The 12,670-nt window shown below is 54.1% G+C and carries 10 protein-coding genes; 2 read left to right on the forward strand and 8 right to left on the reverse strand.

The features are described 5' to 3' along the window. Positions 1-223: 223 nt before the first annotated feature. The 4 genes from pssA to FFI90_RS17650 form a co-directional block, all read right to left on the reverse strand. Positions 224-1,075, reverse strand: a complete 852-nt coding sequence (gene pssA / locus FFI90_RS17635; RefSeq protein WP_144779972.1) for a CDP-diacylglycerol--serine O-phosphatidyltransferase — start codon at positions 1,073-1,075, stop codon at positions 224-226. 88 nt (positions 1,076-1,163) lie between these two features. Further along, a complete protein-coding gene (ilvC, locus tag FFI90_RS17640) occupies positions 1,164-2,180 on the reverse strand; it encodes a ketol-acid reductoisomerase (protein ID WP_144779974.1) in 1,017 nt (338 codons plus the stop codon). Positions 2,181-2,245: 65 nt separating this feature from the next. Then, positions 2,246-2,737 carry an acetolactate synthase small subunit gene (gene ilvN, locus FFI90_RS17645; RefSeq protein ID WP_144779976.1) on the reverse strand — a complete coding sequence of 164 codons (492 nt, stop codon included), beginning with the start codon at positions 2,735-2,737 and terminating at the stop codon, positions 2,246-2,248. A gap of 2 nt (positions 2,738-2,739) precedes the next feature. Continuing rightward, entirely contained in the window at positions 2,740-4,458 is a 1,719-nt protein-coding gene (locus tag FFI90_RS17650) for an acetolactate synthase 3 large subunit (protein WP_144779978.1), read from the reverse strand. 518 nt (positions 4,459-4,976) lie between these two features. Here FFI90_RS17650 and FFI90_RS17655 point away from each other — a divergent pair. Beyond that, on the forward strand, positions 4,977-5,438 hold the full coding sequence (locus FFI90_RS17655) for a DUF4124 domain-containing protein (RefSeq protein ID WP_144779980.1): 462 nt from the start codon (positions 4,977-4,979) through the stop codon (positions 5,436-5,438). A 55-nt stretch (positions 5,439-5,493) separates the two neighbouring features. On the opposite strand, the gene clpB is transcribed toward FFI90_RS17655, so the two are convergent. The 3 genes from clpB to rluD all read right to left on the reverse strand — a co-directional run bounded on the left by clpB (position 5,494) and on the right by rluD (position 9,939). Then, positions 5,494-8,070, reverse strand: a complete 2,577-nt coding sequence (gene clpB / locus FFI90_RS17660) for an ATP-dependent chaperone ClpB (protein WP_144779982.1) — start codon at positions 8,068-8,070, stop codon at positions 5,494-5,496. Positions 8,071-8,204: 134 nt separating this feature from the next. Further along, entirely contained in the window at positions 8,205-8,972 is a 768-nt protein-coding gene (pgeF, locus tag FFI90_RS17665) for a peptidoglycan editing factor PgeF (protein ID WP_144779984.1), read from the reverse strand. After that, positions 8,962-9,939: a 23S rRNA pseudouridine(1911/1915/1917) synthase RluD gene (gene rluD / locus FFI90_RS17670; protein WP_144779986.1), complete on the reverse strand. Its 978-nt coding sequence runs from the start codon at positions 9,937-9,939 to the stop codon at positions 8,962-8,964. Before rluD ends, pgeF begins: the two co-directional genes overlap by 11 nt. Positions 9,940-10,072: 133 nt before the next feature. Here rluD and FFI90_RS17675 point away from each other — a divergent pair, with 133 nt between their 5' ends. Beyond that, positions 10,073-10,906 carry an outer membrane protein assembly factor BamD gene (locus tag FFI90_RS17675; RefSeq protein WP_144779988.1) on the forward strand — a complete coding sequence of 278 codons (834 nt, stop codon included), beginning with the start codon at positions 10,073-10,075 and terminating at the stop codon, positions 10,904-10,906. A 9-nt stretch (positions 10,907-10,915) separates the two neighbouring features. On the opposite strand, the gene FFI90_RS17680 is transcribed toward FFI90_RS17675, so the two are convergent. Continuing rightward, a complete protein-coding gene (locus tag FFI90_RS17680) occupies positions 10,916-12,580 on the reverse strand; it encodes an NAD+ synthase (RefSeq protein WP_144779990.1) in 1,665 nt (554 codons plus the stop codon). Positions 12,581-12,670 lie beyond the last annotated feature (90 nt).

Raw genomic sequence — 12,670 nt, forward strand, 5'->3', positions numbered from 1 at the left:
TCAAACTCGTTTTCTTCAATACTTTCAAACAGTTGCCCTTCTCAGAACTCCCCGCCTCAGCGGTGTGTCCCTCGAAGGAGATGCGCATTCTACAGACGCACGAGATTCTGTCAACGGCCATCTTCAATTAATTCTGCAGAACTTCGGTTTCCACCTACGAATTCACTGAAACGGGGAAGAAACCGATCAAAAACCGCGCTACTTCTGCTGAAACCCCAGCGCCTTACTTATCTGCACCAGCAGACCGACGCGGCTTACCGCGAAACAATGCACGAGCCGGCCCAGACAAAGCGTAGATCAGGAAACCGGTGAACAACACTGTAGCCGGATCCAACGCAATCACTACGAAGATCAGCACCACCAGCAAAATCGCAGCGAAAGGCACACGCCCTCTCAGGTCAAGATCCTTGAAGCTACGATACAGTACGTTGCTGACCATCAGTACGCCTGCTCCACCTACAACCACCATAGTCAGGAAGGTTAACCAGGCTGACGGCTCAAACGATTGAAAGCACCACACAAGGCCAGCAACGCATGCTGCAGCTGCAGGACTTGGAAGGCCAACGAAAAATTTCTTGTCCACCGAACCAATTTGCGTGTTAAATCGCGCCAGGCGAAGCGCAGCACCGGCCACGTATATAAATGTAATTGCCCAACCGATTTTATCGAGGCCGTTCAGAGACCAGAAGAACGCGACAAATCCAGGTGCAACACCAAACGCAACCATGTCTGCGAGGCTGTCATATTCCTCACCGAACTTGCTCTGGGTATTGGTCATGCGAGCAACGCGTCCATCAAGACCGTCCAGAATCATCGACACAAAAATTGCAATGGCAGCGTTATCAAAGACACCGCCGGCCGCCGACACAATGGCGTAGAAGCCCGAGAACAGAGAGGCTGTTGTCAGCGCATTAGGCAGAAGGTATATGCCTTTCCTACGCACCGGTGCACCCTCAACCAGCTCTTCCTCTACCACCTCGCCTGGCTCTATTTCACACTCCTCTGCTGCACTGGAAGGATTCTCAGGCTCTCTGGCCCCGGAACTCAATTGAGCATCTTTTTTCTCGTCAGTCATTCCCATTACTCCGGAAAGTATTTTGGCGAAGTATATACGAAAAACGCGGCCACCCGGGCCGCGTTTCATTAACCAAGCGAAACTCCGCTTAGTTTTTATCCTTATCCACGATCTTATTGGCAGAGATCCACGGCATCATTCCACGCAACTTCTCACCGGTCACTTCAATCTCGTGAGCGGCGTTCTGACGACGGCGCGCAGTCATTGATGGGTAGTTAAGAGCACCCTCAGAGATGAACATCTTCGCGTATTCGCCGCTCTGGATACGCTTGAGCGCGTTGCGCATCGCTTCGCGAGACTGCTCGTTGATGATCTCAGGGCCAGTCACATACTCACCATACTCTGCGTTATTGGAGATGGAGTAATTCATGTTGGCGATACCGCCTTCGTACATCAGATCTACAATAAGCTTGAGCTCATGCAGGCACTCAAAGTACGCCATTTCCGGAGCATAACCCGCTTCGGTCAGAGTCTCGAAGCCAGCTTTTACCAGCTCAACCGCGCCACCACACAGAACGGCTTGCTCACCGAACAGGTCGGTTTCAGTTTCGTCCTTGAAGGTTGTTTCAATGATGCCAGTACGTCCACCGCCGATACCGCTGGCGTATGACAGCGACAGGTTCTTGGCGTTGCCTGAGGCGTCCTGGAATATGGCAATCAGATCAGGAATACCGCCGCCGTTCGCAAACTCAGTGCGAACGGTGTGGCCCGGAGCCTTGGGGGCAATCATCACAACGTCCAGATCTTTACGCGGAACAATCTGGTTGTAGTGAATTGCGAAGCCGTGAGCAAAGGCAAGAGTGGCGCCCTGCTTCAGGTTTGGCTCGATCTCAGCTTTGTACAGCTGTGACTGGAACTCATCCGGTGTCAGAACCATAACCACGTCGGCTGCCGCAACTGCAGAAGGCACGTCGCTGGTTTTAAGACCGTAGGCTTCCGCCTTGGCGATAGAAGAAGACCCAGGACGCAGACCTACGGTCACGTCAACACCGGACTCTTTCAGGTTGCACGCGTGGGCGTGTCCCTGTGAGCCAAAACCGATGATGGCAACTTTTTTGCCCTGAATGATAGAAAGATCGCAATCCTTATCGTAATAAACCTGCATGACTAACCTCTATTATTTGTGATGGCCCTTCAGGAGGCCAAAGCGTTCGTAATATATGAAACTGCTTAAAGGCTCAAAACCTTCTCGCCTCGGGCGATCCCGGAAACCCCTGAACGCACTACTTCGAGCACGCCCGAAGTCCCGATCGCCTGTACAAAGCCGTCCAGCTTGTCGCTTGCGCCCGCCAACTGAACGGTGTAAACCGAGCTAGTGACATCAACAATCTGGCCCCGAAAAATATCCACAGTGCGCTTAATCTCGGCACGCTGAGAACCTGTCGCCTTCAGTTTGATCAGCATCAGCTCCCGCTCGATATGGGGCCCCTCAGTCAGATCCACCAGTTTGACGACCTCGACGAGTTTGTTGAGCTGTTTGGTAATCTGCTCAATAACCCGATCTGAACCTGTCGTTGTCACCGTGAGGCGAGACAGGGTCTCATCCTCAGTGGGCGCAACCGTCAAAGTCTCAATATTGTAGTTCCGCTGCGAAAACAGCCCGACTACTCGGGACAGTGCACCAGGCTCGTTTTCAAGCAACACAGAAATGATTCGACGCATGATCACACCCTCTCCGTCTTGCTGAGCCACATATCTTTCATGCAGCCACGGGCCACTTGCATCGGATACACGTGCTCAAAGCGGTCAACCTGGATATCCACAAAGACAAGCTTGTCTTTCATGGCCAACACTTCTTTCAGCTTCGGTTCCAAATCCTCTTTCTTGTCGATACGGACACCAACATGCCCGTATGCTTCCGCAAGCTTGATGAAATCTGGCAGCGATTCCATATAAGACTGGGAGTGACGGGACTCATAGTTCATGTCCTGCCACTGCCTCACCATGCCCAGCGACTGATTGTTGAGATTGATGATTTTCACCGGCAGCTTGTACTGGTTGCAGGTAGACAGCTCCTGAATATTCATCTGAATGCTGCCCTCACCGGTAATGCAGAGCACTTCATCATCCGGATGTGTCAGCTTGATTCCCATAGCTGCTGGCAAACCGAAACCCATGGTGCCGAGGCCACCAGAGTTGATCCATCGGTTAGGCTTGTCGAACTTGTAGTACTGGGCTGCAAACATCTGATGCTGGCCCACGTCGGAGGTGACAAATGCATCTCCGTTCGTCAGGCGCCACAGCATTTCCACTACTTCCTGGGGCTTGATCACGTCCGGACTGGTTTCGTAACGCATGCCGTGGAAAGCGCGCCATTCGTCGATTTGCTTCCACCAGGATGTGAGAGCGTCTGCATCCGGCTTTTCCTTGCTCTCTTTTACCAGAGCAAGCATTTCCTTGAGAACCGCATCAACCGGCCCAACAATGGGCACGTCGGCGTCGATGGTTTTGGAAATGGATGCAGGGTCAATATCAATATGAATGATGCGGGCCCCAGGGCAAAACTTTTCCGTTGCGTTGGTTACGCGATCATCAAAGCGTGCACCGACCGCCAGAATAAGATCCGAATGGTGCATTGCCATGTTGGCTTCGTAGGTTCCGTGCATGCCAAGCCAGCCAAGGTGTTGCTTGTCGCTGGCCGGATAGCAGCCAATCCCCATCAGAGTATTGGTAATCGGATACCCAAGTTTGCGCACCAGCTCAGTAAGCTGCCCGGACGCTTTGCCCAGGATAACACCGCCCCCGGCATATATAATGGGGCGGCGCGCTGCCAGCATCATATCGACCGCTTTTTTGATCTGGCCAGCATGGCCACGTATAGCGGGGTTGTAGGAACGCAGCTTGACCTTTTTCGGGTAAGCATACTCAAAACGCTCATTCGGTGCGGTCATGTCCTTGGGAATATCCACAACGACAGGCCCAGCACGCCCGGTTGAGGCGATGTAATACGCCTTGCGGATAATTTCCGGGATTTCTGAAGGGTGACGCACACTGAGATTATGTTTAACGACAGGCCGGGAAACACCCATCATGTCGGTTTCCTGGAAGGCATCTTCGCCAATCAACGTAGACGCCACCTGTCCGCACAGAACAACCATTGGAATGGAGTCCATGAACGCGGTAGCAATACCGGTAATGGTGTTGGTGGCTCCAGGGCCAGAGGTAACAAGCACAGTTCCCGGCAAACCAGTAGCGCGCGCATAGCCATCAGCCATATGCACTGCCGCCTGTTCGTGCCTCACCAGAATATGCTTGACCTTGTCCTGCCTGAACAGCGCATCATAAATATGAAGGGCTGCACCACCCGGATAGCCATATACGTATTCGATCCCCTGATCCTGCAGGGAGCGGATCAGCATATCGGCACCAGACAATAACTCCACGATTTTCTACCCTCTTCTACGAGTGAATGAGCCGGGCAAACGCCCGGTTGCCTGGGTTCACGGTTTCCCTGCTTCTTTTGAAAGCGGAACCGGCTGCTCCACACCTTGTTAAGAGGTTGTCTCTTGGCCAGCCGCCCTCCTGAGGGTTGCGGAGAACGGCCAATCAACGGGTTGCACGTAAGCAACAACCATCCCGCGACAGATGCGCGGCATGCTCAGTGTGGTAAATAACGGGGAATACTCGCACGGGGTTGCCTGCCGTATTTAGCCCCAGTCTTCAGGCAATCCGTAATTCTGACAGCGCGAAACTCCCTGTCAATAGCAACAGTTGCTTTCTATGCCCATCCTGACTAAAGGTCTGCAATAATTATCCACCGCTCAGATACAGAGATTTGAACCAGGCAGAAGAAAATGCTTCGCACTAATGGCATGATAGGCCAACATAAATCAACGTAACGGGCCCGGCCTTTCAGGTTACTGATTTGCCCGGGAACAGCGAACACACCGCGAGTAGAGCCATGAACAGAAAAACCCTGATGCTGACATTATTGATAGCCGTTGCACCCGGCATGGCAATGAGCGCCTCGGTTTATAAATGGACGGACGAAAATGGCATAACCCATTTCGGAGACCGTCAGCCAGTAGGCGCCAACTCTGAAACCGTCAACGTTCGCTCGGGCACTTCTTTTGGAGCCGCCAGCCGAACCAGTCCGCAAAAACGCCTGGGCGAGCTTCAGGAGCAGCAGCAGAAAGAGGCGGACCGTGAAAAGGAAACCGCCGTCGAGGCAGCCCACCGAAAGCAGCGCGTGGCCAACTGCGAAAGCGCTCGTGCAAACTTGGAGGTCATCGACAGCAACGCGCGTATCCGCATAGAAGAAAACGGCGAAATGCGCTACCTGGCACCGGAAGAGATCGCTGAGCAACGGGAAAAACTGGAAGAAATTGCGGCTGAAAACTGTGGACCAGAAGACCAGTCATAAAAACTGAAAAAAGGGTGGGAGCCGAAGCTCTCACCCTTTTTACTGTCAGTACAGATCAAGCCTTTTTGAATTCCAGATTACTTCCGTCCACGGTGGCGAGAATTGTGTCACCAGCAACAAAGTCACCTTGTAGCAGCCTTTGTGCCAGCGGGTTCTCGATCATCCGCTGAATCGCTCGTTTGAGTGGCCGCGCACCGTAAACCGGGTCGTACCCGACTTCCGACAACAAATCCAGGGCAGCTTCATCCAGCTCCAGTTTCATATCCTGCTCTTGCAGGCGCTTGCCGAGAATCTCTATCTGGATTTTCGCGATACCATGAATCTGGCTTCCGGCCAACGGATGGAATACGACGACTTCGTCCACACGGTTAATAAACTCGGGGCGGAAGTGCGTACCCACTACCTCCATGACGGCATTCTTCATGGCTTCGTAGTTCTCTTCGCCAGCCCTCTGTTGAATAATGTCAGAGCCCAGGTTTGACGTCATTACGATGACCGTATTCCGGAAGTCCACTGTGCGCCCCTGGCCATCCGTGAGGCGACCATCATCAAGCACCTGAAGCAATATGTTAAACACGTCCGGGTGTGCCTTTTCGACTTCGTCGAGCAGCAGCACGGAGTAGGGGCGACGGCGCACGGCCTCGGTGAGATACCCCCCCTCCTCGTAACCAACGTAACCCGGCGGCGCACCAATCAGACGGGCAACGGAGTGTTTCTCCATAAACTCCGACATATCGATGCGCACCATGGCATCGTCTGTATCGAACAGAAACGAAGCCAAAGCTTTGCAAAGCTCGGTTTTACCCACGCCGGTCGGCCCAAGGAAAAGGAACGAACCGTTCGGCCTGTTCGGGTCTGCGAGGCCCGATCTTGAGCGGCGAACGGCATTGGATACAGCCTCTACAGCTTCGTTCTGACCTATAACCCGTGCATGCAACGCATCTTCCATGCGCATCAGTTTGCCGCGCTCACCTTCCAGCATTTTGGATACCGGGATCCCCGTCCACTTGGAAACCACCTCTGCAATTTCCTCGTCAGTCACGCGATTACGCAAAAGCGTCATTTCCATCATTTCGGCTTGGCTCGCCATATCAAGCTGGCGCTCCAATTCCGGAATGCGGCCATACTGCAACTCGGACATTTTGCCCAGATCGCCCGCACGACGAGCAGTTTCCAGATCAATACGGGCCTGCTCAAGCTGGCTCTTTATCTTCTGAGAACCGTGCAAAGCGGCCTTCTCGGTATTCCATATTTCTTCAAGATCGGCGTACTCCCGCTCCACCCCCTGAATAACGCCTGAAAGCTCTTCAAGCCGTTTTTTCGAGGCCGCATCCGTCTCTTTCTTCAACGCTTCCCGTTCAATTTTGAGCTGGATAAGACGGCGCTCCAGCCGATCCAGGGGCTCTGGCTTGGAGTCCATCTCCATACGAATCTGACTAGCCGCTTCATCGATCAGATCAATGGCTTTATCGGGTAACTGACGATCAGTAATGTACCGTTGGGACAGCTTGGCAGCCGCAATAATCGCTCCGTCTGTCACCTCTACACCGTGGTGTACCTCGTAGCGCTCTTTCAGGCCACGAAGTATGGCGATGGTGTCTTCTTCATTCGGCTCATTCACCAGCACTTTCTGGAAGCGCCGTTCCAGGGCGGCGTCCTTCTCGATGTTCTCTCGGTATTCATTCAGTGTGGTGGCGCCTACGCAATGCAGCTCGCCACGGGCCAGTGCCGGCTTGAGCATGTTGCCCGCATCCATGGAGCCTTCAGCTTTACCCGCGCCCACCACCGTATGGATTTCATCGATAAACAGTATGATCTGGCCTTCCTGTTTGGCGAGTTCGTTCAGCACCGCTTTCAGGCGCTCTTCAAACTCACCCCGGAACTTTGCACCGGCAATAAGCGAGCCCATATCCAGAGACAAGACTCGTTTGTTTTTAAGGCCTTCGGGCACTTCGCCATTAACAATCCGTTGCGCCAAACCTTCTGCAATGGCGGTTTTTCCTACCCCAGGCTCACCGATGAGTACTGGGTTGTTTTTGCGTCGGCGTTGCAACACCTGAATCGTGCGACGAATTTCGTCATCACGACCAATGACCGGGTCGAGTTTGCCGGCTTCTGCCCGCTCCGTCAGATCGATGGTATACTTCGACAGCGCCTGCCGGTTCTCCTCAGCACCGGCATCGTCTACGGCTTCACCACCGCGCACGGCGCTAATCGCTTTTTCCAGGGCAGCTTTATCCACACCCTGTTCACGCAATACCCTGCCAAGGGTGCCCCGGTCTTCCAAAGCAGCCAGCAACATAAGTTCGCTGGAGATAAACTGGTCTTTGCGCTTCTGTGCCAATTTGTCGGCAATGTTAAACAGGCGACCCATGTCGTTGGACATAGCAACATCGCCCGCACTGCCGCTTACTTCCGGCAGGTTCTCGATTTCCTGTGCCACAGCCTGGCGCACCCGACCGGGCTCTGCTCCTGACTGTTTGAGGAGCGGCTTGATAGAGCTGCCCTGCTGGTCAAGCATTGCCTGCATAAGGTGCAAAGGCTCAATAAAGTTATGGTCCTTGCCAACGGCCAATGACTGGGCGTCGGCCAGTGCGGTTTGCAAAAGACTGGTGAGCTTGTCGATTCTCATGAATTCGTTTCCCCGATTCGTTCGGCAAATGCGATCAGTTATTGCACATTCGGTTTGCTTTGGGAACTAATGTAGGGGCAATCGAGGGAAGTTCAAGGTCAACGCAGGGGCAACTGTCAGAAAATTGACGCACCTCAGGTTTTCCAGATAACCGTTGCCATGCGACCAGTCTGGCCATCGCGGCGATAAGAGTAGAAACGGTGACTATCCGCAACCGTGCAAAAGTCACCACCGGAAATATTTTCGACCCCCAGCGCTTCGAGTCGCAGCCGGGCAAGGCTATATATGTCTGCCATATAATGACCCTCGCGGACGCCCAACGGGCTGAAAGCAGTCGTTGCCTGTGGGTCTTGCGCTATAAAAGCCGCCCTGACTTCTGGCCCAACCTCAAATGCCTTTGGGCCTATGGCTGGCCCGAGCCAGGCCATCAGCGTATTACCCGGCAACCCCATACTGGCAACCAGGTTTTCCAGCACCCCACTACAAAGGCTGCGCCAGCCGGCGTGAGCAGAGGCTACCGTGGTTCCATTCCGGTCACAGAGAATGACAGGTAAACAGTCTGCGGTGAGAATGACACAAGCTCTTCCGATTGCCCGGGTAAAACTGGCGTCGGCTTCGGGAATACCAGTAATGTCGCCGACAGACAAATCGGCAACGTTGGTGCCATGAACCTGGCTCAGCCAACCGAATGCGCCTGGCTGGAGACCGCAGGCATCTGCCAGTATCATGCGATTTTTCCGCACATGTCCGAGCTCATCACCCACATGACCACCCAGATTCAGGCTGGCCCATGGGGGCTGACTGACACCACCTGCCCGGGTTGTGCACACAGCGCGGATATTCGCAGGCGCTGACCAACCCGGGTGGATAAGCGTTAGTAAAGGAGCAGCTTCAGAACTCATCGCTCTCAAGTTCCTGAACGTGTTTACGCAAAGCCGCGAGTAATCCCATGAAGTCTTCGGGTAATGGCACGTCCCAGCTCAGAATCTCTCCGGTTTCCGGATGCTCCAGCGTGAGCTGACGTGCATGCAGTGCCTGCCGATGAAATGCCGAAAGCACTTCCCGCAACTCCTCCGTTGTACCTTTCGGCAAGCGCAACCGGCCACCATAGAGCGGGTCACCAACCAGAGGATGCTTTACATGGGCCATGTGCACGCGAATCTGATGTGTGCGACCGCTTTCCAGTTTGCAGCGAACATGGGTATGGGCCGCAAAGCGCTCAATCAGGCGATAGTGGGTTACCGCAGGCTTACCGTTTTTGACCACACCCATTTTCTTGCGCTCATGGGGATGACGGCCAATGGGCGCATCCACCGTCGCACCACCCGTCAGAGTTCCGACGACAACGGCCTCGTACTCACGCCCCATGGTTCGCGTCTGCAACTGACCAACCAGAGAGGTGTGTGCAACCAGGCTGCGAGCGACCACCATAATACCCGAGGTGTCTTTATCAAGACGGTGGACGATACCGGCACGCGGCAGATTCTCCACTTCCGGCGCATAGTTCAGCAAGGCGTTCACCAGGGTACCGTCGGCGTGACCTGCGGCAGGATGAACCACCAGGCCAGCCGGCTTGTTGATGACAAGCAGATGCTCGTCTTCGTAAACAATATCCAGGCTGATCGCTTCGGCCTGCCAGGTCACCTGGGCTTCAGGCTCGGCATCAAGCTCAAGGCGGTCGCTCAGCATTACTTTGTCTTTTGGCCTACGCGCTTCTCCGTTCACCGTTAAAGCACCGCTGCGAATCCAGGACTGCAGGCGCGAACGCGAATGCTCTGGCATGAGTTCTGCAGCAGCTTGGTCCAGGCGCCGGTCACTCAAAGCAGGCGGTATGGCAAAACTGGCAGTTATTCGGTTTTCAGATGACATTAAGCCCCCAGGGCCTGTGTGTGTTACGTTTCGGTCAGAATATTTGAAACTGGCGGGATGCGCTCTGCACATAAGGCGAGTTCCCCGCTACAATACCGCACTCGAATTTATCGACATTATACGGGATTCCGGCATGAGATCAGGTTTTCGTTTGCTGCTACTTTCCACACTGGTTGTACTGATCAGTGCCTGCGCGTCCAACAAGCAGGAGGAAGTGCTACCGGAAAAGACCTATTACGACAACGCCCGGCAGGCTATGAACTCCGGTAATTTCAATGAAGCCGAGCAGAATCTGGATTCGCTGGAGACCTACTACCCGTTCGGCCGATACGCTGAACAGGCGCAGCTTGACCTTATTTATGCCCGCTACCAGAATCTCGATCTTGAGGGCTCCCGGGCTGCAGCAGACCGTTTCCTGCGTCTGAACCCACAGAGCGATCATGCGGACTATGCTCTGTATATGCGCGGGCTCGCCTCCTACAATCTTGATATCGGCTTGGCTGCACGCTACCTCCCTATTGAGGTTGCTGCCCGGGACGCTGGTGAGCAGCAGCAGGCATTCCGTGATTTCAGCGAACTGCTGAACCGCTATCCAGAGAGCGAATACGCTGCCGACGCCCGCCAGCGCATGCTTGCCGTTCGCAACCGAATGGCCGAGCTGGAACTACATGCCGCTCGCTATTACATCAAACGCGAAGCCTACGTGGCTGCCAACAACAGGGCGCGTTACATCGTAGAGAACTTCCCGACATCACCAGCCGTTGAAGAAGCGATCATCATCCTGGCAGAGACGTTCGATTTCCTGAAATTCAAAAAAGGCTCTCAGGATGCGATCGCATTACTTCGTCAGAACTTCCCGAAAAGCGACGCTTTCAACAGCGAGGGTGAGTTTCAGGCAAACTTGCTTAAGCGCGAGAATCGCTCACTCTCCAGTGTCGTGACCTTTGGGCTTATGGACGACGAATAGCCTGCTCTGTCAATTGCCGCTTTTCCATCCACTGGTAATGGGATAGCGGCGGTCCTTGCCAAAGCCTCGCTCTGTGATCCGAATTCCGATCGGTGACTGCCGGCGCTTGTACTCGTTGATGTCCACCAAGCGGATAACACGACTGACATCCGCCTGGTCAAAACCTTCTGCAACAATCGCATTGGCGCTGAAATCCCGCTCTACATAGAGATTCAGAATCTGATCCAGCACGTCATAGCCCGGAAGGCTATCTTCATCTTTCTGATCCGGAGCCAACTCAGCTGAAGGCGGCCGCGTGATTACCCGCTCAGGAATCACCGAAGATACGGAATTACGGTACCAGGCCAAGCGAAACACCAGCGTCTTGGGAACATCCTTGAGCACATCGAAACCACCCGCCATATCGCCATAGAGAGTCGAGTATCCCACGGCCAACTCACTCTTATTGCCAGTTGTGAGCACCAACGAACCAAATTTATTGGACAGCGACATCAGGACAACTCCCCGAATACGAGCCTGCAGATTTTCCTCGGTTGTATCCGGGGACGTGCCCTCGAACGGGGTAGCCAGCGTCGCCATAAAGGATTCGTACATGGGTTCTATGGAGTACACGTCGTACTGAACGCCCATGGCCACCGCCTGAGCCTCTGCATCTTCAAGACTCATGTCCGACGTATAGCGGAACGGCATCATTACAGCACGGACACGCTCGGGCCCCAGCGCATCGGCTGCCACAGCCAGGGCCAGAGCGGAATCAATACCGCCCGAGAGACCAAGCACCACCGATTTGAAACCATTTTTGTTCACATAATCGCGAACACCTGTCACCAGCGCACTATAAACATTGGCCTCTAGCGACGGCTCCGGGGGCAATGGTTGCGAGATTGGCTGGCAATGGCGATCACACACAAAATCTACAGCAAACAGTCCGTCGGTAAACTGCGGCACCTCCACGGCAAGAGCGCCCGAATGGTCGTACACCATAGAGCCGCCGTCGAATACCAGTTCATCTTGAGCACCCACCAGATTCACGTAAATAATACTCACACGATTCTCACGCGACTTACGCTCAAGCAGCGCTTTTCTCCGCTCCTGCTTGCCGATATCGTAGGGTGATGCGTTTAGATTAATGATCAAGCAAGCGCCTGCGACCGCGGAGTCTTCCACAGGGCCGTCCGCCCAGATATCTTCGCAAACCGTAAGGCCCACCGGCACGCCACAGATTTCGACCACCGTCGCACCCGCGCCATTCGCAAAATAACGTTTCTCATCGAAAACCTGGTAATTGGGCGGGAACCGTTTGAAATAGCAACTGGTGATCGTGCCGTCTTCAATCACCACAGCTGCGTTGTATAGCAATCCGTTATTTCGAAGAGGCGCACCGATAACGATCGCGGCGCCAATCTCCGAATTCTTCAGGCGCTCAAGCGCCTCATTCACTCGGAGATCCATACTGGGGCGCAGCAGCAAGTCTTCCGGCGGGTATCCGGTAATGCAGAGCTCCGGAAACACAACGATGTCAGCCTTATGCTCGGAGCGAGCACGCTTCGCAGCCTCAATAATCAGCCCGGTGTTACCGGGAATATCCCCCACCAGAAAATCCATCTGCGCCATCACGACCCGCAACTTGCGGTGCGATGTGTTAGAAAGCGGGGCGTTCCCGGAAACAGACATAGATTGGCTCCTGTAACTCATTGCCACGAAAAGGCTATTATACCCCCCCATAGGCCCTGATTTCTTCCGCCCCGCAACGGATTTTCGAAA

The sequence above is a fragment of the Marinobacter maritimus genome, assembly GCF_007671675.1.
In the GTDB taxonomy this organism is placed as follows: domain Bacteria; phylum Pseudomonadota; class Gammaproteobacteria; order Pseudomonadales; family Oleiphilaceae; genus Marinobacter; species Marinobacter maritimus.